We start from the raw sequence: 20,549 nt of genomic DNA, 5'->3' as shown, positions 1-20,549 counted from the left end.
GTGCAAGCGGACTTGCATCGGCGGGGCGGGTGCGTAGATAGGCCACAATCGCTGGAAATCCGCATCCGCCCGACGTGGCTGCGCGCGCTGCTTTTGAGGAATGTCCGACTTGGCCATGGTCCGCCCGAAAAATCGCCCCGTATCGCCCCATCTCCAGGTCTGGCGCTGGGGCCCGAACATGCTGGTGTCGATCCTGCACCGCGCGACCGGCGTCGCCATGGGCACGGTCGGCCTCGCGCTGTTCGTGTGGTGGCTGGCCGCGCTGTCGGGGGGCGAGGACAGCTATGCCCGCTTCCTGTCGTGGTTCACCGGGCCGTTCGCACCGGTAGGCTATCTGTTCGGGATCGGGCTGAGCTTCGCGCTGTTCCAGCATATCGGCAACGGCATCCGCCATTTCTTCATGGATATCGGCGCCAATTTCGAACTGAAGGGCAACCGGCAGAGCGCGATCGCGACGATCGTGTTCGCCGCGTGCGCGACTGCCGCGCTGTGGGCCTGGCTGCTGGTGGGGAAGCACTGATGGGTAACGGAACCAGCATCGGCCGCGTCCGCGGCCTGGGGTCGGCCAAGGCCGGCGCGCATCATTTCTGGCATCAGCGGCTGACCGCGTTCGCCAACCTCGTCCTCATGGTCTGGTTCGTGCTGTCGCTCGCGCTGCTGCCGTCCTACGATTACGACACCGTATACGCATGGGTGTCGTCGGCATGGGGCGCGGTGCCGCTGATCCTGCTCGCCACCTCGGTCTTCTACCATGCCAAGATGGGCCTGCAGACCGTGATCGAGGATTACCAGCATGACGAAACGCGCGTCGTCGCGCTGGTCGCGCTGAACCTCGTCTATGGCGCGGGCTGGCTGCTCGCCGCCTTCTCGATCCTCCGTATCGCTTTCACCGGGACGCCCGCATAATGGCCACCGACGCCTACAAGATCATCGACCACACCTATGACGTCGTCGTCATCGGCGCGGGCGGCTCCGGCCTGCGCGCGACGATGGGCAGCGCCGAGGCCGGTCTGAAGACCGCCTGCATCACCAAGGTGTTCCCGACCCGGTCGCACACCGTCGCGGCGCAGGGCGGTATCGCCGCTTCGCTCGGCAACAATTCGCCCGACCACTGGTCGTGGCACATGTACGATACCGTCAAGGGTTCCGACTGGCTCGGCGACCAGGACGCGATCGAGTACATGGTCCGCGAAGCCCCGGCGGCGGTGATCGAGTTGGAACATGCCGGCGTGCCGTTCAGCCGGAACGAGGACGGGACGATCTACCAGCGTCCGTTCGGCGGCCATATGCAGAATATGGGCGAAGGCCCTCCGGTGCAGCGCACCTGCGCCGCCGCCGACCGTACCGGCCACGCCATGCTCCACGCGCTGTACCAGCAGTCGCTGAAGTATGACGCCGACTTCTTCATCGAATATTTCGCGCTCGACCTCATCATGGAGGACGGCGTGTGCCGGGGCGTGATCGCGCTGTGCATGGAAGACGGGTCGATCCACCGCTTCCGCGCGCATTCGGTGGTACTGGCGACCGGCGGCTATGGCCGTTGCTATTTCTCCGCCACGTCGGCGCATAGCTGCACCGGCGACGGCGGCGGCATGGTGCTGCGCGCCGGCCTGCCGCTGCAGGACATGGAATTCGTCCAGTTCCACCCGACCGGCATCTACGGCGCGGGTGTGCTGATTACCGAAGGCGCACGCGGCGAGGGCGGGTACCTCACCAACAAGGATGGCGAGCGGTTCATGGAACGCTATGCCCCCTCGGCCAAGGACCTGGCGTCGCGCGACGTCGTGTCGCGGTCGATGGCGATGGAAATGCGCGAAGGGCGCGGCGTCGGCAAGGACGGCGACCATATCTTCCTGCACCTCGACCATATCGATCCGAAGGTGCTGGCCGAACGCCTGCCGGGCATCACCGAAACCGGCAAGATCTTCGCCGGCGTCGACCTGACCCGCCAGCCGCTGCCGGTCACCCCGACCGTCCATTACAATATGGGCGGCATTCCCTGTAATTATCACGGCGAAGTCGTCACCATCAAGGACGGCAACCCCGATGCGGTCGTACCCGGCCTGTTCGCGGTCGGCGAAGCGGCCTGCGTGTCGGTCCATGGCGCCAACCGCCTCGGCTCAAACTCACTGATCGATCTGGTCGTGTTCGGCCGCGCGACGGGCCTGCGCCTCAAGGAAACGCTGAAGCCCAACACCCCGCACAAGCCGTTGCCCGCCGATTCGGCCGACCTCGCGCTCGCCCGGCTCGACAAGTTCCGCAACGCCAGCGGCAGCACGCCGACCGCGCAGATCCGCCTCGCCATGCAGAAGACGATGCAGAAGCATTGCGCCGTGTTCCGCGACGATGCGCTGCTGAACGAAGGCGTGACGATGATGGACGACATCTATCGTTCGTTCGCCGACGTGAACGTCACCGACCGCTCGCTGATCTGGAACACCGACCTCGTTGAGACGCTGGAACTCGACAACCTGCTGGCGCAGGCGATGGTGACGATCAAGTCGGCGCAGAACCGCAAGGAAAGCCGCGGCGCGCACGTGAACGAGGATTTCCCCGATCGCGACGACGCCAACTGGATGAAGCACACCATCTCGACCTTCGACGGCTGGGGCGGTCAGGGCGGCACGACGGCGATCGATTATCGCCCGGTGCATGACTATACGCTCACCGACGAGATCGAATATATCAAGCCCAAGAAGCGGGTGTACTGATCCTGCTTCGAAAGGAATGACGAAGGGCGATCGGTGCGAACCGGTCGCCCTTTTTGTTTTTTTTCGCAAAGGCACGACGAAGAGTGGTTCGCGCGGAGGCGCGGAGAGGAAGCGCCAGCGGCACCGCTTCGATCGACGCAATCCGTCCAATCGTCACCCCAGCGAAGGCTGGGGTCTCCCGCGGCGCCTGCCCCGCCGGATCGACAAAGACTCCAGCCTCCGCTGGGGTGACATATGCGGCCGGGAGACCAGCGCAACGGCGCGCACGCGGCCTCGCCGACCATGGCACCCACCCCCCGCCCGAACCGCGACTCCTCCGCGTCTCCGCGCCTCCGCGCGAACCCTTGGACTTTCTTCTTCCTCCGACGACCAATTCCCGGAACATAACCCCGTTCCGCCCGGGTACCGCCGCCGACCACGCCAGAGGGAACGCCCGCCATGCCCGACACCAACGTCAACGACTATCCGTTGCTTGCCCGCCCGCACGTCCATCTCGCCGGTCCGGTCGACCATGCGATGTACGAGAGTTTCCGCAACCAGGTCTTGGGCGCTCCCGCCGATGGCCCGCTGGTCGTCTCGATCTCGACGCTGGGCGGCGATCCGGAGGTTGCCCGCGCGATGGGCGACGACATCCGCCTGCTACGCGATTATACCGGCCGCGAGGTGCTGTTCCTCGGCAAGGTCGCGGTCTATTCCGCCGGCTCGACCTTCATGTCGGCCTTTCCGGTCGACAAGCGCTTCCTGACCAGGGGTACGCGCCTGATGCTGCACGAGCGGCAGATGACCAGCACGATCGAACTGTCCGGCCCGCTGAAAATGCTGGTCGCGACGTTGAAGGCGAAGCTGCACGAGATTGAAACCTCGGTCGAGATCGAGGAGGAAGGCTTCCGCGCCATCGTCGCCGGGTCGCAGGTGCCGTTCGACGAACTGGTGCAGAAGGCCCCGGCCAACTGGTATATCGGCGCGGAGGAAGCCAAGGCGCGCGGACTTGTGCTGGACGTCATCTGACGTCTGTCCGCGACACGTCCGTACCCCCGCGCAGGCGGGGGTACGGCCCGTGGGCAAGACCAACATCCACTGGCCACCGCCCCGAATTTCCCCCATCATCGGAACATCATGGCCGATAACGACACCATCCTGACCGCCGCTCGCGACTGGGCTGGCGCAACTCTTGCGCTGGCGACCGTCACCTCGACCTGGGGATCGGCACCGCGCCCGCGCGGCAGCCACATGCTGGTGCATCAGGACGGCCGGTTCGAAGGATCGGTGTCGGGCGGCTGCGTCGAAAGCGACATCCTTGCCACCGCGGCCGAGGTGATCGCCGGCGCGCCTTTCGCCATCAAGCGCTACGGCGTCGCGGACGCCGCCGCATGGGAAGTCGGCCTGCCCTGCGGCGGCGAGATCGAGGTAATGGTCCAGCGCGTCGACCCGCAAGGCTTCGATCCGGCGCTGTTCGACGCGATCGATGCGGCACGGGGGCAGGGGCAGGCGATCACGCTGTCGACCGACCGTACCACCGGCCGTACCACTATTGGCGAGGTCGAAGGCGCCTTCGCCAATCGCTACGATCCGCCGCGCCGGTTGTTGATCGTCGGTGCGGTGCAGATCGCGCAGGGGCTGGCGGGCATGGCGCGCGAACTGGGCATCGCCACCACCGTCATCGATCCGCGCGCCCGTTTCCTGACCGAGGAACGCTTTCCCGGCGTGACCCTCGACGATCGCTGGCCGGACGAGGCGTTGCAGGCGCTCAAACCCGACGCCGCCACCGCCGTCGTGACCTTGAGCCACGATATCAAGATCGACGACCCCGCGCTGGTCGAGGCGCTGAAATCCCCCGCCGCCTATATCGGTGCGCTGGGGTCCAGGCGCAGCCATGCCGCGCGGCTCGAACGGCTGTCCGCCGCCGGGGCGCAGGGGCTGGAGCGGATCGACGGTCCGGTCGGGTTGGACATCGGGGCGATCGGCCCGTCCGAAATCGCGCTGTCGATCGCAGCGGCAATGGTGAGGAGCTTCCATGCGCGCTGAAGATACCGTCCTGATCCTGCTGGCGGCGGGGCGCTCGCAGCGCTTCGGCGATGCGGACAAGCTGGCGCAGGAATTCCTGCACAAGCCGGTCGCCTATCATGTCGTGACCGCCTTGGAGGCGATCCCGTTCCTCGGCCGCGTCGCGGTGATCGACGGGACGAAGCTCGACTTCGCCGCACGCGGGTTCGATGTGATCGTCAACGACGCTCCGGCGGACGGCATGTCGCGTTCGGTCCAGCTGGGCCTGCGCGCGGCGCGGGCAAAGGGCGCGAAGGGCGTGGTGATCGCGCTGGCCGACATGCCACGCATCACCGCCGCCCATGTCTATCGCCTGCTCGATACCGCCCGCGACGACCCGGATGCGGTGGTCGCGTCGAGCGACGGGACCAAACCGTGCCCTCCGGCAGTGTTTGGCGCCGGCCGCTTCGACTTTCTTGAATCGCTTGAAGGGGACGCCGGCGCCCGCGACCTCGTCCGCGCCGGCCGCCATGTCGTGACCGCCCCCGCCGAACTGATCGACATCGACACGCCAGAAGATCTCGACCGCCTGCGCGCCATCGCGGAGGCGCCGGAACAGCATGACGCGATCACCCTGCCGCGCCCTGAACCATGGTGGCACCCCCGGCCGGAATGATTTTCCTACAGGGGGCGGGTCGGGTAGGCTCACGGGAATTGGTTCACGCGGAGGCGCGAAGGCGCGGAGGCGCGGAGAAGAAAGAAGGATGTGATCGCGCAGAGGCGCAGAGGGCGCAGAGATGTAGCGTTCGCCGCGACAGCGGCACTCCTTCTCAGAGGCCGAAAAAGGAGAGGGGCTTCGCCAGACAGGCTGCGATCGCCCGGTCCACGACCTCTCAGCGTCCTCCGCGCCTTCGCGTGAAAACGATCTTTCTATTGTCCGGCCCATACGTCGCCCCAGCGAAGGCTGGGGCCTCCAGCGGCTCCTGCCCCGCGCCATAACGGGGAGATGCCAGCCTTCGCTGGCATGACGTCCTGTTCGAATGACACAGCGCATCGCCGCGAAAACGCGGCGAGTGTGAACTTAGTGAACTTTGGCCTCACGCCATCGCCGCGTGCGCGCCCTTCAAATCCTCGACGAAGCGGGCAAACTCTTCATCCGCCTGGGTTTTATCGGGCAGGCGCAACAGAAAGCTCGGATGCACCGTGATCCACGCCGCACCGCCATCGGCCAGCGTCACTACGCGCCCGCGCTCGCGCGAGATCGTCACCGTCTTGCCGGTCAGCGACCGCGCCGCCGTCGCGCCCAGCGCCACCGTCATGCGCGGGCGCAGGATGCCGCGCTCCTGTTCGATCCACCAGCGACAGGCGTCAATCTCCCCTACGCCCGGCTTGGCATGGATGCGCCGCTTGCCACGCGGCTCGAACTTGAAATGCTTGACCGCGTTGGTGACATAGACCCGCGACCGGTCGATCCCGGCCTCGGCCATCGCCCGGTCGAACACCTGTCCCGCCGGCCCGACGAACGGCCGCCCGGCCAGATCCTCCTGGTCGCCCGGCTGTTCGCCGACCACCATCATGGCGGCGTCGACCGGCCCTTCGCCGAACACCGTCTGCGTCGCCGGTTTCCACAGCGGGCAGCGCTGGCATCCCGTCGCCTCGTCGCGCAGCGCTTCCCAGGCCCCCGCGCTATTGCCGCCGGGTGCCGCCCGTGCCGTCTCGATCATCGCCGCCTCGCGTGCCTGTGCCCCTGCGATCAGCGCCGGGACCAGCGCGGTTTCGGGCATGTTCTTCCAATATTTGCGCGGCATCTCCTTCAGCATCGCACCCTTTTTCAGTCGGGCGGGATTGAAGATCGATGCGTAATAGGTCTTCCACACCTCCTCGACAGGGTCGCCGTCGGGCGCATCGGCCTTGGTCGCTGCCGGCCCTTCGGTCAGCGTCTCGCCGTCCCAGTGCAGCGAAACCTCGGGCGTCAGGATCGACCAGCGCATCGCCGCGAACCGGTCGACGAAGAACCGGCCATTGTGGCGGACGATGTGATGCTCCGGCTCGAACCACGCAACGAAGCGGGTGCCGCCATCCTCCTCGACCTCGCGGAACCGCAGGAACGCGCGCATCTTGTGGATGTCGCGGCGGACCGCCTTGGCCATCTCTTCCAACCGCCGCAGCGCCGGATCGGCCTTGTCGTCGATCAGGCGCGGCTGGTCGATCAGGCGAGTGAGCATTGCATAGAGCAGCGCGAACCGCTCGGGATCGGCGTGCATCGCCACGGTCCGGGCCAGATCGATGAACGGGCGCGGCACGCGGGGGGCGGGGGCATCGCTGGCGACGATCGCCTCGTCACCGAACAGGTCGGTGGGCAGGTCGCCGACCTGCCACACCACCTCCGCCGGGGGCACGCGCTGCGCGGCGAGGCTGCGAGCGGCATCGCGCCACCCGTCGAAATCATCCGCCCCCGCCAGCGCCGCGACGCGCATCAGTCGCGATCGTCGCCCGCTTCGGACGTTTCGGCGATCGCCAGTTCCTTCGGCTTGCGCTCCTCGAACACCTTGGCGATGCGTGCTTCCTCGGCATCGCTCAGTTCCTCGGCAGCGGCGGGGAACATCTCTTCCTCCTCCTCGTCGATATGGTGTTCGTAACGGTGGCGCATCTCGGCGAAGCGCTCGTTCCATTCGTTGCTGCCGGCGTCGAGCTTGGCGATCTCGCCCAGATAATCGTCGATTTCTTTATGCTCGGACACCGAATGGCGGGCATCGTCGCGCAGGTCGGGATTGGCGAGCATCGTGGCGTAGAGCGCCTCTTCTTCCGCCGCGGCATGGGCGGAGACTTCGACGCGGAACGTCTCGAACAGTTCGACGCGCTCGTCGCCCTTGGCCGCGTCGATGCGCTTCAACAGGTCGCGGTGGCGATCGTGATCGGCCTTCAGATCGGCATAGATGCGGGCGTCGGCCATGGGGGATTCCTTTGCGTGGTTCGACACCAGCAACGGCGGCGGAGGGCGGAGGTTTCTCTTGCGAGCGGTTTTCACCGTCAGCCGAACAGCTCCATCTGGTCCGCCTTCTTCAGCGCCACCACCGGTCGCAACTCCGCCCGGTCCGCCAGTACCACCGGTCGCCAGTCGTCGGCGATCAGGAACGGCCGCAGCTTCGCGATCGATACCGTCAACCGCGCGACATCGGCCAGCGCCAATCGCCGCCAGCGCCGCGCGGTCAGAATCGCGTTCACCGCCTTTACCCCCAGCCCCGGCACCCGCAGCAGCATCTCGCGCGGGGCGCGGTTCACATCGACCGGAAAGCGATCGCGGAACTTCAATGCCCAAGCGAGTTTGGGATCGATGTCGAGCGGAAGCATTCCCGTCGCATCGTCCGCCGCCGCGCGCACCTCGTCCGGACGATACTCGTAGAAGCGCATCAGCCAGTCCGACTGGTACAGCCGATGTTCGCGCATCAACGGCGGGCGCTGGAGGGGGAGGACGGCGGACGCTTCCGGGATCGGGCTGAACGCCGAATAATAGACGCGGCGCAGGCCGTAGCGGTCGTACAGCGTCGACGCTTTGCCCACGATGTCGCGATCGGTCGCCGCATCGGCGCCGACGATCATCTGCGTCGACTGACCGGCCGGCGCGAATTTGGGCGCAGCCTTGTACCGTTTCCGTGCGTCGCGGCCGTCGGCGATGTCATGGGCAACCTTGCCCATCGCCCCTTCGATCTGGGTTGCCGACTTTTCCGGGGCGAGGCGCTTGAGGCCGCCGGTCGTCGGCAGTTCGACGTTGATCGACACGCGATCGGCATAGACCCCGGCCAGATGAACCAGTTCGGGATCGGCATCGGGAATGGTCTTGAGGTGGATATAGCCGCGAAAGTCGTGATCCTCGCGCAGCGACCGCGCGACCTCGACGATCTGCTCCATCGTGTAGTTCGACGATCCGATGATCCCCGACGACAGGAACAGCCCCTCGATATAATTGCGGCGATAGAAGCTGAGCGTCAGCGCCACGACCTCCTGCGCGGTGAAGCGCGCCCGGCGGACGTTCGACGATTTGCGGTTGATGCAGTAATGACAGTCGAAGATGCAGCTGTTGGTGAGCAGGATCTTCAACAGCGAGATGCAGCGGCCATCGGGCGCATAGGCATGGCAGATGCCCATGCCTTCGGTCGATCCGATCCCCTTGCCGTCGCGCGAATTGCGCTTGGCCGTACCCGACGACGCGCACGACGCATCGTACTTGGCCGCATCGGCAAGGATCGCCAGTTTCGCACGGGTATCGAGCTGCGCCATGCGTTCGATATATGTTCCAAGACGTTGGACGCCAAGGGGGTTTCAGCCAAGCGCCGCGTCCAATGCACGACGCAGCGCGGTCACTTCGGCATTGAGCGCGATCAGCCGTTCGGGCGTCATGCCGCTGCGTGCGACGACGGTCGGCGCAAGGCAGCCAGTTTCCGCCCAGCGCGCGCGGCCGGTAGCGGTCAGGCGGACCCGGACCTGTCGTTCGTCCTCCGGATTGCGCAGCCGGTCGACCAGCCCGGCCGCCTCCATCCGCTTGGCCAGCGGAGTGATCGTGCTCGGTTCCAGCGACAGCCGGTCGGCGATCGCGCCGATCGTCAGGCCATCGTCCGATTCGCTTAGCGTCAGTAGGACGAGGAACTGCGGATAGGTGATGCCCATCCGGTCGAGCATCGGCTTGTACGTCCGGTTGATCGCGATCGTGGCGGCGTAGAGCGAGAAGCAGAGCTGTTCATCGAGGGGCAGGGGTGTCGTCATGCCCGTCGCATAGCATGGATAATTGTCGCGATAAATAATTCTGGACAGGCGGCGCGCAACGTCCTAGATAGTTATCGCGATAAATAAATGGAGCATCCGCCATGTCGGTCGACGTCAAATATAGCACCACTGCTACCGCCACCGGGGGCCGCGAGGGCCATGCGCGCAGCGAGGACGGCCGGTTCGAGGTCAAGCTGTCGACGCCGCGCGAACTGGGCGGCGCTGGCGGTGACGGCAGCAACCCGGAACAACTGTTCGCGGCGGGCTATGCCGCCTGCTTCATCGGCGCGATGAAGGTCGCGGGGCAGCAGCTGGGCATCAAGGTGCCGAACGATGTCGCGGTGACCGCGACCGTCGGCATCGGTCCGCGTTCGCTCGGCGGGTTCGGCATCACTGCAAACCTTAAGGTGTCGGTGCCCGGCCTCGATCCGCAGCAGGCACAGGCGTTGGTCGACACCGCGCACGGCATCTGCCCCTATTCGAACGCGACGCGCGGCAATGTCGATGTCGGCCTGACCCTTGCCTGATCGTTCGACAGCAGCGAGCGGCTTCGCCTATGCCTTGCGTACGTAGGGCCAAGGAGGAGATGCCGGTTGCTGACGATCCAGACGATGCGGCGGTTCGCTCCCTTGGCCGCCGCATCGCTGAACCATGACGGGGCGGAGACGGCCGAGGCAGTCTCCGTCCCGCATGTCGTTTTCCGTTCGGGACGTGCCGCATGACGACGATCGCCGATGTCGCGGCGCGGGCGGGGGTGTCGATCCGTACCGTCTCACGCGTGCTGAACCGCTCGCCGCTGGTCAATGCCGCGACCCGCGAACAGGTCGAGGCGGTGGTCGCCGCGCTGCATTTCCGGCCCAGCGCACGGGCGCGGGGCTTGGCAACCGGGCGGTCGTTCCTGCTGGGACTGGTCCATAACGACCGCAATGCGCTGGTGCTGGACCCGCTGCAGCGCGGTATCGTCGGCGCGGCGGTGGCGCGCGGCTATGAACTGGTGGTGCATCCGGTCGCGTCGGGGGACGGCGATCCGGTGGCGGATGTCCTCGATTTCGCCGGGCGGTCGCGGGTCGACGGCGTGGTGGTCGTGCCGCCGGTATCGGGCGTTGCCGGGGTCGCCGAGGCGCTGGGCCGCGCGGGCGTGCTGGCGGTCGCGCTCTCTTCGGTCGCGCTGTCGGGTTATGGCGCAGTGCTGGTATCGGACGAGCGGGGCGCCGCGCGGGCGGTCGCCGATCACCTGGTGGCGCTCGGCCATCGCCGGATCGCCTTGCTGTCCGGCCCCGCCAGCGCCCATTCCGCGCAGGAGCGGCGCGCCGGGTTCGTCGCCGGACTGGCCAGCCACGGCCTGACCCTGACGCAGGAGGCCGAGGGCGATTACGGGTTCGACAGCGGCGTGGCGGCGGCGGTCCGGCTGCTGGCGACCGATCCCCTGCCGACCGCGATCTTTGCCGCCAACGACGTGATGGCGGCGGCGGTGCTGAAGGTCGCGGCGGGACGATCGCTCGACGTGCCAGGCGACCTGTCGGTCGTCGGGTTCGACGGCAGCATTCTTGCACGGATGCTGACCCCGGCACTCACCACCGTGCATCGGCCGATCGCCGACATGGCGGCGGCGATTACGACGCGACTGATCGACGGAATCGAGGGGGGCGGTGACGACACGCCGCTATCGGCCACGCTGTCGCTGTCGATCGGCGGGTCGTGCGGCCCGGTCAGGCGCGGATAAGGTCGAGGAAGCGGATCGCCGCGCGATATTCGGCCGCGCGCACGGCACGGGTTTCGGCGGCCAGCGCGTCCTCGCCCCATTGTTCGATCTGCCAGTCCTCGTCGACATGGGTCGCGGCCCAGGCGGCGTCGGCATCGATCGCGCCCTGGACCAGGGCCAGCCCCAGCAGCAGCGATCCGGTCAGCGACACGATCGGCGACAGCGGCGCCAGCGTCCAGGGCGACAGCGCGACCACCGCCTCGCGCAGCCGGGCAAGAGTCAGCGGCGGCTGTTCGACAGGCATCACGCCATCGGTGACGATGAAGTCGACGCCGTACCGCCCGCGCGCCCAGTCCAGCACCGGGTCCCATGCCGCCGCCTGCCGCTCCGCCAGCGGTCCGACTTCGGCGCGATAGCATAGCAGGTCGCTGCCGCCGTACACCGCAATCCCGCCGGCAAAGGCCGGTGCGTCGGGTGCGATCCGCTCGATCGCGGCATTGGCGAGGCCGGTCAGCGGCATCGCGCGCGGGTCGATCGTCTCTCCCACCGCGCGCCACTCCCCGGCGATCGCCTCGGCCAGCGCGGGAAACGGCGCGACCAGCGGCAGCCGCCCCGGCGTACGCACCGGCCGGCCGTCCAGCGCGATGCCGCCATCGGGCGTGACCGCAACGTCCTGCCAGAAGCGCTTCACTTGCTACGCCACTTCGCGATGAAGCCACGCGGCACGACCGCCATCGCATACAGCGCCGACAGCACGATCGCCGCGCCCAGTACCCGCATCGCGGTATCGGACGCGCGTGCCAGCACGATCAGGCCGAACACCGCGCCCATCGCGGTCACGATGCGGATCGCGACCAGCGCGAGCCAGCGGTTGCGGGCGGTTTGGTCAGGGTTCATGACATGTCCAGCAGGGCAGGGAGCAGAGCGGCATCGTCGCACATCTGGTGCGCACCGGCGGCGATCAACGTGTCACGGTCGTGATAGCCCCAGGTGACGCCGATCGCCCGCGTTCCCGCCGCGACCGCCATCGCCATGTCGAACCCGGTATCACCGATCATCACCGTCGCTTCGGACATCGCCCCCGCTTCGGCCATCGCGGCATAGAGCATCGCCGGATGTGGCTTTGACGGGTGGCGATCGGCGGTCTGCAAGGTCGTGAAATGGTGCGTCAGGCCGTGATGCGCCAGCAGCAGCGCAAGGCCCCGATCCGACTTGCCGGTCGCCACGCCCAGCGTCCATCCCCCGTCGAGCAGCGCAGTCAGCGCATCGGCGATGCCGGGGAACAACGGCTCCTCGGCCAGCCGCCCGTCGGTCCGCATCGCACGGAAATGCCGCTTATACCCCTCCGCCACCGCATCGTGCAGCTCGGCATCGCGGTCGGGCACCAGCATCGCGACCGCTTGCGGCAGGCTCAATCCCACGATCTGCCGCACCGCGCGCGGATCGGGTTCGGCCAGGCCGGCATCGGCAAAAGCCAGCGCCATGGCGAGGCAGATATTCGCCTGCCCATCGGCCAGCGTCCCGTCGCAATCGAACACGGCAAGGCGAATCATGCGCCACGCGTCCATGCCGCCAGTGGATGGTCGCCCAGCGCGCGGGCAACGCGATCACGCACGACGGCGGGCTTGTTCTGACCCAGCTTGACGGTGCCGCGCCATGCCGTCGGCACCAGTTCGAATCCGGTGATCGCGCCGAACAATCCGTCGGCCTTGCGCGGGTCCATGCCGGCAACCGACCATTTCGGTTCGGCTTCGTATCTGTCGGCCATCGCGTCGACCTGTTCGCGTAAGCCCATGCGGTCGATCGGGTGGACGATGCCCTCCACCTCGACCGACACATAGTTCCACGTCGGCACCGCATCCGGTCCGGTGTCGTACCAGCGCGGCGAGATGTAGGCGTGCGGCCCCTGCACCACGAACAGTGCGGTCGCGCCCGCCAGATGCGGCGTCATCGCATTGCGCCGTCCCAGATGGAAACGCAGCGTGCCGTCCGCCGCGGACACCACCGGCACCTGTGCCACGCGCGGGCCGTCGGGGGTGGTGGCGAACAACATGCCGAAACCCTCGTCACGGACGAACGCCCGCGCCGCATCCTCGTCCATCCGAAAGGTCGCGTCCGGGTGCATCAGTCGCGCTGGCCCCGCGACCGCCGCTCGCCGCGCCGTTCCTTGCGATAGTTCTTGGCGTGCGCCTTCGCCTTGGCCTTCAGATCGGCCTTGGTCACCGGCGGCGGGGCATCGTCGATCATCGCATTGCCAAGGCTCAGGTCGAAGCCCAGCAGATCGATGCTCTCGGCAAAGTGCGGCGGCAGTTCGGCGGTCACGTCGACCTGTCCGCCATCGGGATGATCGATGCGGATGCGGCGCGCGTGCAGGTGCATCTTGCGGCTGACCCCACCGGTCAGGAACGCCGCCTGCCCGCCATATTTGCCGTCCCCGACGATCGGGTGGCCGATCGCCGACATATGCACGCGCAGCTGGTGGGTGCGCCCGGTAAAGGGCTGCAGCTCGACCCATGCCGCGCGATTGCCGACGCGTTCGATCACGCGGTAGCGCGAGCGGGCAGGCTGCCCTTCCGCTTCGTCGACATGCATCTTTTCGCCACCGGTGCCCGGCTGCTTGGCCAGCGGCAGGTCGACGATGCCGTCGGAAATGTCGGGAATGCCGACGACCAGTGCCCAATAGACCTTTTTCGCGGTCCGCCCCGAAAACGACTTGGCAAAGAACGCCGCCGCCCGCGCGGTGCGCGCGATCAGCAGCGCGCCCGACGTATCCTTGTCCAGCCGGTGGACCAGCTTCGGCCGGCTCTCGCCATCGAACTGCAGCGCGTCGAGCAGCCCGTCGACATGGTCGTGGGTCTTGGTCCCGCCCTGCGTCGCGAGGCCCGGCGGCTTGTTCAGCACCAGCGCCTGCTTGTCGCGGTGGATGACGAGGCCTTGCGCGAACTCGGTCTGTTCGGCCGACAGCGGCGGGCGCTCGGCCTTCGGTTTCGGCTGGGCGACGATCGCCGATTCGGGCGGCGGGACGCGCAGCACCTGGCCTGCGGACAGGCGCGCGCCCGGCTGGGCGCGGCCGCCATCGATACGCAACTGCCCGGTCCGCGCCCAGCGCGACACGGTGTTGAAGCTGGTATCGGGCAGATGCCGCTTGAACCAGCGGTCGAGCCGGATGCCGTCGTCATCGGTCCCGACCGTGAATTGCCGGACGTCGTTCTCGCTCATGCCGCCCCCCGCGTCATATACAGGCCAGCGAACAGCGCCGTCGCCGCACCGATTACCGATAGCAACGCATAACCCAGCCCCTCTGCCAGCGCGCCGCGCTCGATCATGTTCACCAGGTCGAGCGAAAAGGCCGAAAAGGTCGTGAACCCCCCCAGCACCCCGACGCCCAGCGCCAGCCGGACCTGTTCGTTGCCGCCCTGGCGGGCCAGCAGCCCCACCAGCAATCCCATCGCCAGCCCGCCGATCAGGTTGACGCCCAGCGTTCCCCACGGGTAGCCGGGGCCAAAGGTCGTGAGCGTCCAGCGCCCGAAGAGATGTCGCAGGCCGGCGCCGATCGCGCCGCCGGCCATGACGATAAAGAGATTTCCCATGATCGGCTGTCGCCTAGCCGATTGCGGCGCGCGATGAAACCGTCGTGCTGCGTACGGGCCAGCCGGCCGCCTGCAACGCCTCCGTCTGGCCGCGTGCGACCGGCGCCGCGATCCCGCCGGTCAGCAGCAGGCGAAGGTTGCGCCCGTCGCGCTCCGTGCCCGTCACATGGCCGCGCGCGACCCACCAGCTGCGATGGACCTGCGCGCCCTCGACGCCGGACAGCTCGCCCACCGCGTCGCGCATCCGCATCAGGATCAGCGTCGATCCGGCGGGCGTGTGCGCACGAACATAATGGTCCTCCATCTCCAGCGCGATCAGGTCGCGGCCGAGATGCGGGGGCAGGCGGTCGAGGAACGGCGGCGCGGGGGAGGCAACTGCTGGAGCTGGGACGATCGGCGCGGCGATAGGCATCGGCACCGCCGCCCGCAGCCGCCGCGCCCGCCCGAACCAGAAGATCGACGTGATCGCCGACCCAAGGATCAGGACGTTGGCATAGCTCGCCAGCCATTGCTGCGCCGAAGGTGGGCGCAGCGGATGCCACAGCCCTTCGACGGCCCATACGACCATTGTCATCGGCACGGTGGCGACGACACAGGCCGCGATCCACAGCCCCGCTTCCGACAAGGCCAGTCGCGCGGCCAGTCGGGTCGCGCCGACCGTCGCGGGCAGGTACAGGGCATAGCCGGCCAGCGCGATGCCGAGCCAATAGGCCAGGCGCAGCGCGAACGGCATGGCGAAGCTGCCGAACGGCCCCAGCACCGCCAGCACCATGCCGACGACCGACATGATGGTCAGGTCGATCAGCAATCGGCGGGCATCGGGCATAAGCGGCTCGGGTTGGAATCAGGTCGGAGGGCGTCCTTCCGATAGCGCGCTCGCCGACGATTGGCACGTTCGCTCTGTCAGACGCTGCCATTTCGCGCATCGCGAACGGGCAGGGCGGACGATCCGCGATGCGACGGCCGCACTTCGCGAACATCGCCTTGCCGGCGAGCGGCATGGCGGCACGGCAGGGACGACACCGACCAACAGGAAGCTCCAGCATGTCCGCCACCGCCCCGACCGCCGTTCGCCCGACCGATGTCTCGCCGCTGCTGCGTGGGGCGATGGTGGCGAGTGGCAGTGCGCTCAGCCTGCTCAGCCTGCTCGCGCTGGTTCGTGCCGCGACCGGCATGGCACCCACCGCGCCGGCCGCGCACGACGTGGCGGTCGCCATCCATCTGATGAGTGTGCTACCCGCCATCCCGCTTGGCCTATATATCCTGCTGACGCGCAAGGGCGGGGGGCGGCACCGGCTGCTCGGTCGGATCTGGATGGCGTTGATGGCGTCGACCGCGCTCAGCGCGCTGCTCATCCGCGAACTCAACCATGGCAGCTTTTCGTGGATTCATATCTTCGTGCCGGTGACGCTGGCGGCCGCATGGGCATCGATCGCCGCGGCACGCGCGGGCGACATCCCCAGCCATCGCCGCCGGTTGGTGGGCATGTTCCTCGGCGCGATGATCATCCCCGGCCTGTTCGCCTTTTCGCCGGGGCGGGTGATGGCGATTTGGGCTTTTGGATGAAACCGCCCCCCTTGCTGGCGGCTGTCGCAATCGTTACCTATTGCTGCGATGCACAACGACGCCGCCCCTGAGTCCGCGACCGACACCGCCACGGAAGAGCTGCGCGCCTCGCTCAGCGACATCATCCGCTTCGCCCTGATGCAGCGGATCTGCCTGTCGGTGCGCTACAACAACATGGACATGATCCTGGCCCCCCATATGCTGTGGACCAGGCATGGCGACCTGCATGTCGATGCGGTGACCGTCGAACGCGCGGGCAGCCCGCCCAAAATCTTCAAGATCGGCACGTTCAAGCTGCTGGGCCTCGGCAATGTCGCGCTGACGTCGCGCACCTTCGATCCGCAGCCGGATTTCGATCCGAACGATCCGAAATATGCCGAGGCACCGGTCGCGTCGGTCCAGCGCTAAGGCAGTCGCCATCGACTGGCACAATCGCTTGCACATCCCTGCCGCCGGGGCCATGGACCGCGCGGAGCCGGGGTCGCGTCGGGCGACCGCGCGAAGCAGGCGGACGGGAACCAGTGACCAGCATCGGTATCTTCGGATGGCAGGGCCGAATGGGACGCGCGATCGCGCAGGAGATCGAACGGGTCGGCGAAACGCTGGCCGGCGGCGTCGATCAGGGCGGTGATCCGGTCGATCTGGCGTCGCGCGCCGATGTGCTGGTCGATTTTTCCTCACCCAAAGCACTGGCGGCCAATCTGGCCGCCGCGCGCGGAACGGGCACCCCGATCGTCATTGGCACGACCGGCCTGAACGACCGCCACCACGCGATGATCGACGAAGCCGCCGCCGAAGTTGCCGTGCTGCAGACCGGCAATACCTCGCTCGGCATCGCGCTCCTGTCGCGGCTGGTGCGCGACGCCGCGCGGCGGCTCGGCCCCGACTGGGACATCGAAATCGTCGAGAGCCACCATCGGCTGAAGGTCGATGCGCCATCAGGCACCGCGCTCATGCTGGGCGACGCGGCGGCAGAGGGGATGGGCACGACCCTTGCCGACAGCGGCGTGATCGGCCGCGCCGGGCTGGTCGGTGCGCGCGCTGGCGGCACGATCGGCTTCGCCTCGCTGCGCGGCGGCACGATCGTCGGCGATCATCAGGTCGTGTTCGCGGGCGAGGGGGAGCGGATCGAACTCGGCCACCGCGCCGACGACCGCGCCCTGTTCGCCCGCGGCGCGGTGCGCGCCGCGCTGTGGCTGGCGAGCGCACCGGCCGGCCGCTACACGATGGATGCGGTGCTGGGCGTTTGAAGAAGGCCGACATCTTCGAATTCTTCCGACGGCTGGCGGAGGATAACCCGCACCCCGAAACAGAACTCGAATCGGTCAACGACTATACGCTGCTGGTCGCGGTCGTGCTGTCGGCGCAGGCGACCGATGCCGGCGTGAACAAGGCGACGCGCGCGCTGTTCGCCACGGTCGACACGCCGAAAAAGATGGTGACGCTGGGCCTCGACGGGCTGAAGCAGCACATCCGCACCATCGGCCTGTTCAATACCAAGGCAAAGAACGTCATCGCCCTGTCCGAAGCGCTGATCGCCGACCATGGCGGACAGGTGCCGAACGACCGCGCCGCGCTGGAAAAACTGCCCGGTGTCGGGCGCAAGACCGCCAATGTCTTGATGAATGTTGCATTCGGCGCCGAGACGTTCGCGGTCGACACCCATATCTTCCGCGTCGGCAACCGCACCGGCCTTGCGCGAGGCAAGACGCCCAACGCAGTCGAATCGGTGCTGGAGCGGGTGGTGCCGCAACCCTTCCGCCTGCACGCGCATCACTGGCTGATCCTGCACGGCCGCTATATCTGCAAGGCGCGGCGTCCGGAATGCTGGCGCTGTCCGGTCGCCGACCTGTGCGCGTTCAAACCGAAAACACCCGCGCCGAAGCAAAAGACGGTCGCGACCGACTGAAACGGCTGGCAATGCCACGCGACCTTTGCTAGGCGCGTGCCTCCACGGCCAAGCACCCGTAGCTCAGCTGGATAGAGCGCTGCCCTCCGAAGGCAGAGGCCAGGGGTTCGAATCCCTTCGGGTGCGCCAGTGGCGTTTCGATTTTTCTGTGTGACAAGACCAGTGTCCGGCTGCGGACGCCACGATCGCCCGTTCGCGACGATGACGGCGACGATCGTCCGCCGCCTAGACCCGCTCCGCCTTGTTCACCGCATCCGCCGCGCGCAACCCGGCCAGCAGCTTCATCAGATGCGCGGCGTCGCGCACCTCCACGTCGATGGTGTTGGTGTGGAAGGTCGTGTCGCGGTTGTCGAGCCGCAGCCCCAGGATATTGGCCTTGTGCCCGCCGATGACGGTCGCGACAGCGCCCAGCGCGCCGGGCTCGTTCTTCAGCGTGACCGCGATACGCGCGGTCGCCCCCTCGGCATTGTCACCCCAGGTAAGGTCGATCCAGTGATGCGGATCGATCGCCTCGATCTCGCGGCATCCGATCTCATGCACCTCGAACCGGCCTGCGCCGCGCCGGACGCCGATGATGCGGTCGCCCGGCACCGGGTGGCAACAGGTGGCGAGGTCGTAACCGACACCGGCGGTCAGCCCCTTGATCTCGATTGGCGCGCGCTGTGCCGGGATCGGTTCGGCAAGCCGGTTGGCGATGACGCCCGGCATCACCGCCTCCATCACCGCTTCCTCGCTCAGCTTGCCGCGCGCCAGCCCTTCGAACAGCTGCGCCTCCTCGGACAGCTTCAGGCGCTTCAGCGCCTCGCCCAACGCGTCGCTGCCCGGCGGGACCGGCAGGCGGGCGATCAGTTCGAGATAGAGCTTGGTGCCCAGCGCCACCGTCTCGTCGCGTTCGCGCAGGCGGATATAGCGGCGTATCGCGGCGCGGGCCTTGCCGGTGATCGCGAAGTTCAGCCAGTTCGCCTGCGGGCGCTGCGCCTTGGACCGCAGGATCTGGACCTGATCGCCGTTCTTCAGCTCGGTACGCAGCGGCACGACACCGCCATTGACCTTTGCACCCACCGCCTGGTCGCCCAGATCGGTGTGGACGGCATAGGCGAAGTCGATCGGCGTGGCGCCCTTGGGCAACTGGTGCAGCTCGCCCTTCGGCGTAAAGGCGAAGATGCGGTCGGCATACATCGCCATGCGGGTATGTTCGAGCAGCTCTTCCGGGCTCTCCGCATTGTCTAGGATCTCGACGAGGTCGCGGATCCAGCGCACCTGCGTATCGGGGCGCACCGCATCCTGCTTGTAGGCCCAGTGGGCCGCCAGCCCGAATTCGGCCTGGGCGTGCATCTCGCGGGTGCGGATCTGCACCTCGATCCGCATGTTCTCGGCATGGATGACGCTGGTGTGGAGCGAACGGTATCCATTGCGCTTGGGCGTCGAGATATAGTCCTTGAAGCGTCCGGGCACCATCGGCCAGCGGCGATGGATGATGCCCAGCGCCCGGTAGCATTCCTCCTCGCTGTCGACGATCGCACGGAAGGCGATGATGTCGGACAGCTGTTCCAGCGTGACGTGCCGTTCGGACATCTTGCGCCAGATCGAATAGGGGTGCTTGCGCCGACCCGAAATTTCGGCGGCGATGCCGTGGCGGTCGAGCATCGCCTTCAGGTCGCCGCCGATCTTGGCCACCCGGTCGCCGCCGCCGGCCTCGAGCTGTTCGAGGCGCAGCGTGATCGATTCATACGCCTCGGGTTCGATCTCGCGAAATGCCAGCGTCTGCATTTCGTTCATGAACTCGTACATGCCGATCCGCTCGGCAAGCGGGGCATAGATGTCCATCGTCTCGCGCGCGATCCGCTTGCGCTTGTCGGGCTTGGAGATGTGATGGAGCGTGCGCATGTTGTGCAGCCGGTCGGCCAGCTTCACCAGCAGCACGCGGATATCGTCGGACATCGCCAGCAGGAACTTGCGCAGGTTCTCGGCGGCGCGCTCGTTCTCGGTCTGCGCCTCGATCTTCGACAGCTTCGTCACGCCCTCTACCAGCCGCGCGACGTTCTCGCCGAACTTGGCCTGGATTTCCTCGTGGGTGGCGACGGTATCCTCGACCGTATCGTGCAGGATCGCGGTCGCGATCGTCTCGTCGTCGAGGTGCAGGTCGGTCAGGATGCCGGCCACCTCGATCGGGTGGCTGAAATAAGGATCGCCGGATGCGCGCTTCTGGCTGCCATGCGCGTGCATCGAAAAGACATAGGCGCGGTTCAGCAGCGCCTCGTTCGCATCCGGGTCATAGGCCTTGACCCGCTCCACCAATTCATACTGCCGCAGCATGGAATCTAGAT

Annotated in this window: 24 protein-coding genes and 1 tRNA gene; 13 read left to right on the top strand and 12 right to left on the bottom strand. The window is 67.3% G+C overall.

The window, feature by feature from the left end; all coding sequences use genetic code 11:
* Positions 1-100 precede the first annotated feature (100 nt).
* The 6 genes from sdhC (at position 101) to QZ755_RS05965 (ending at position 5,370) form a co-directional block, all read left to right on the top strand.
* On the top strand, positions 101-520 hold the full coding sequence (gene sdhC, locus QZ755_RS05990) for a succinate dehydrogenase, cytochrome b556 subunit (RefSeq protein ID WP_294320729.1): 420 nt from the start codon (positions 101-103) through the stop codon (positions 518-520).
* Positions 520-906: a succinate dehydrogenase, hydrophobic membrane anchor protein gene (gene sdhD / locus QZ755_RS05985; RefSeq protein ID WP_294320726.1), complete on the top strand. Its 387-nt coding sequence runs from the start codon at positions 520-522 to the stop codon at positions 904-906. Before sdhC ends, sdhD begins: the two co-directional genes overlap by 1 nt.
* Positions 906-2,711 (top strand): succinate dehydrogenase flavoprotein subunit, encoded by a 1,806-nt coding sequence (gene sdhA / locus QZ755_RS05980; RefSeq protein WP_294320724.1) that lies wholly within the window; start codon positions 906-908, stop codon positions 2,709-2,711. The genes sdhD and sdhA overlap by 1 nt, the downstream gene beginning before the upstream one ends.
* 438 nt (positions 2,712-3,149) lie before the next feature.
* Positions 3,150-3,719: an ATP-dependent Clp protease proteolytic subunit gene (locus QZ755_RS05975; RefSeq protein ID WP_294320722.1), complete on the top strand. Its 570-nt coding sequence runs from the start codon at positions 3,150-3,152 to the stop codon at positions 3,717-3,719.
* A 108-nt stretch (positions 3,720-3,827) separates the two neighbouring features.
* The gene (locus QZ755_RS05970) at positions 3,828-4,736 is read left to right on the top strand and encodes an XdhC family protein (RefSeq protein ID WP_294320720.1); all 909 of its coding nucleotides are present in this window, start codon (positions 3,828-3,830) and stop codon (positions 4,734-4,736) included.
* On the top strand, positions 4,726-5,370 hold the full coding sequence (locus QZ755_RS05965; RefSeq protein ID WP_294320719.1) for a nucleotidyltransferase family protein: 645 nt from the start codon (positions 4,726-4,728) through the stop codon (positions 5,368-5,370). Before QZ755_RS05970 ends, QZ755_RS05965 begins: the two co-directional genes overlap by 11 nt.
* A gap of 421 nt (positions 5,371-5,791) precedes the next feature.
* Here QZ755_RS05965 and QZ755_RS05960 read toward each other — a convergent pair whose 3' ends face one another.
* The 4 genes from QZ755_RS05960 to QZ755_RS05945 form a co-directional block, all read right to left on the bottom strand.
* Positions 5,792-7,171, bottom strand: coding sequence for a UdgX family uracil-DNA binding protein (locus tag QZ755_RS05960; RefSeq protein ID WP_294320717.1), 1,380 nt, complete (start codon positions 7,169-7,171; stop codon positions 5,792-5,794).
* Complete coding sequence (locus tag QZ755_RS05955) at positions 7,171-7,647, bottom strand: hemerythrin domain-containing protein (RefSeq protein ID WP_294320715.1); 477 nt, start codon at positions 7,645-7,647, stop codon at positions 7,171-7,173. The genes QZ755_RS05960 and QZ755_RS05955 overlap by 1 nt, the downstream gene beginning before the upstream one ends.
* 77 nt (positions 7,648-7,724) lie before the next feature.
* On the bottom strand, positions 7,725-8,972 hold the full coding sequence (locus QZ755_RS05950; protein ID WP_294320714.1) for a putative DNA modification/repair radical SAM protein: 1,248 nt from the start codon (positions 8,970-8,972) through the stop codon (positions 7,725-7,727).
* Between the two features lie 42 nt (positions 8,973-9,014).
* Entirely contained in the window at positions 9,015-9,455 is a 441-nt protein-coding gene (locus QZ755_RS05945) for a MarR family transcriptional regulator (protein WP_294320712.1), read from the bottom strand.
* A gap of 101 nt (positions 9,456-9,556) precedes the next feature.
* Here QZ755_RS05945 and QZ755_RS05940 point away from each other — a divergent pair, with 101 nt between their 5' ends.
* The gene (locus QZ755_RS05940) at positions 9,557-9,982 is read left to right on the top strand and encodes an organic hydroperoxide resistance protein (protein WP_294320711.1); all 426 of its coding nucleotides are present in this window, start codon (positions 9,557-9,559) and stop codon (positions 9,980-9,982) included.
* 191 nt (positions 9,983-10,173) lie between these two features.
* Positions 10,174-11,178 carry a LacI family DNA-binding transcriptional regulator gene (locus QZ755_RS05935; protein ID WP_294320709.1) on the top strand — a complete coding sequence of 335 codons (1,005 nt, stop codon included), beginning with the start codon at positions 10,174-10,176 and terminating at the stop codon, positions 11,176-11,178.
* On the opposite strand, the gene QZ755_RS05930 is transcribed toward QZ755_RS05935, so the two are convergent.
* Genes QZ755_RS05930 through QZ755_RS05900 form a run of 7 tightly spaced genes read right to left on the bottom strand, consistent with a single transcriptional unit; the run spans position 11,165 to position 15,573 of the window.
* Positions 11,165-11,848, bottom strand: coding sequence for an ATP12 family protein (locus QZ755_RS05930; RefSeq protein WP_294320707.1), 684 nt, complete (start codon positions 11,846-11,848; stop codon positions 11,165-11,167). The genes QZ755_RS05935 and QZ755_RS05930 overlap by 14 nt on opposite strands.
* Positions 11,845-12,054 (bottom strand): hypothetical protein, encoded by a 210-nt coding sequence (locus QZ755_RS05925; protein WP_294320705.1) that lies wholly within the window; start codon positions 12,052-12,054, stop codon positions 11,845-11,847. Before QZ755_RS05925 ends, QZ755_RS05930 begins: the two co-directional genes overlap by 4 nt.
* Positions 12,051-12,710, bottom strand: coding sequence for an HAD-IA family hydrolase (locus QZ755_RS05920; protein ID WP_294320703.1), 660 nt, complete (start codon positions 12,708-12,710; stop codon positions 12,051-12,053). Before QZ755_RS05920 ends, QZ755_RS05925 begins: the two co-directional genes overlap by 4 nt.
* Positions 12,707-13,282, bottom strand: coding sequence for an FMN-binding negative transcriptional regulator (locus QZ755_RS05915; protein WP_294320701.1), 576 nt, complete (start codon positions 13,280-13,282; stop codon positions 12,707-12,709). Before QZ755_RS05915 ends, QZ755_RS05920 begins: the two co-directional genes overlap by 4 nt.
* A complete protein-coding gene (locus tag QZ755_RS05910; protein WP_294320699.1) occupies positions 13,282-14,376 on the bottom strand; it encodes an RluA family pseudouridine synthase in 1,095 nt (364 codons plus the stop codon). The genes QZ755_RS05915 and QZ755_RS05910 overlap by 1 nt, the downstream gene beginning before the upstream one ends.
* The gene (locus tag QZ755_RS05905; protein ID WP_294320697.1) at positions 14,373-14,747 is read right to left on the bottom strand and encodes a CrcB family protein; all 375 of its coding nucleotides are present in this window, start codon (positions 14,745-14,747) and stop codon (positions 14,373-14,375) included. Before QZ755_RS05905 ends, QZ755_RS05910 begins: the two co-directional genes overlap by 4 nt.
* Positions 14,748-14,760: 13 nt before the next feature.
* Positions 14,761-15,573 carry a LytTR family DNA-binding domain-containing protein gene (locus QZ755_RS05900; RefSeq protein ID WP_294320695.1) on the bottom strand — a complete coding sequence of 271 codons (813 nt, stop codon included), beginning with the start codon at positions 15,571-15,573 and terminating at the stop codon, positions 14,761-14,763.
* A 218-nt stretch (positions 15,574-15,791) separates the two neighbouring features.
* On the opposite strand from QZ755_RS05900, the gene QZ755_RS05895 reads away from it, so the two are divergent.
* From QZ755_RS05895 to QZ755_RS05875, 5 genes are all read left to right on the top strand, one after another.
* A complete protein-coding gene (locus QZ755_RS05895) occupies positions 15,792-16,313 on the top strand; it encodes a DUF2306 domain-containing protein (RefSeq protein WP_294320693.1) in 522 nt (173 codons plus the stop codon).
* 48 nt (positions 16,314-16,361) lie between these two features.
* Positions 16,362-16,721, top strand: a complete 360-nt coding sequence (locus tag QZ755_RS05890) for a hypothetical protein (RefSeq protein WP_294320692.1) — start codon at positions 16,362-16,364, stop codon at positions 16,719-16,721.
* A 113-nt stretch (positions 16,722-16,834) separates the two neighbouring features.
* Entirely contained in the window at positions 16,835-17,563 is a 729-nt protein-coding gene (gene dapB, locus QZ755_RS05885) for a 4-hydroxy-tetrahydrodipicolinate reductase (protein ID WP_294320689.1), read from the top strand.
* Entirely contained in the window at positions 17,560-18,222 is a 663-nt protein-coding gene (nth, locus tag QZ755_RS05880; protein ID WP_294320687.1) for an endonuclease III, read from the top strand. Before dapB ends, nth begins: the two co-directional genes overlap by 4 nt.
* Positions 18,223-18,274: 52 nt before the next feature.
* Positions 18,275-18,351, top strand: a tRNA-Arg gene (locus tag QZ755_RS05875).
* A 96-nt stretch (positions 18,352-18,447) separates the two neighbouring features.
* Here QZ755_RS05875 and QZ755_RS05870 read toward each other — a convergent pair.
* Positions 18,448-20,538, bottom strand: coding sequence for a bifunctional (p)ppGpp synthetase/guanosine-3',5'-bis(diphosphate) 3'-pyrophosphohydrolase (locus QZ755_RS05870; protein WP_294320686.1), 2,091 nt, complete (start codon positions 20,536-20,538; stop codon positions 18,448-18,450).
* Positions 20,539-20,549 lie beyond the last annotated feature (11 nt).

Origin of the sequence: uncultured Sphingomonas sp. (genome assembly GCF_913776855.1) — a bacterium.
In the GTDB taxonomy this organism is placed as follows: domain Bacteria; phylum Pseudomonadota; class Alphaproteobacteria; order Sphingomonadales; family Sphingomonadaceae; genus Sphingomonas.
Note: the sequence above shows the minus strand (reverse complement) of the source record. Positions and strands in the feature narration are given on the sequence as shown.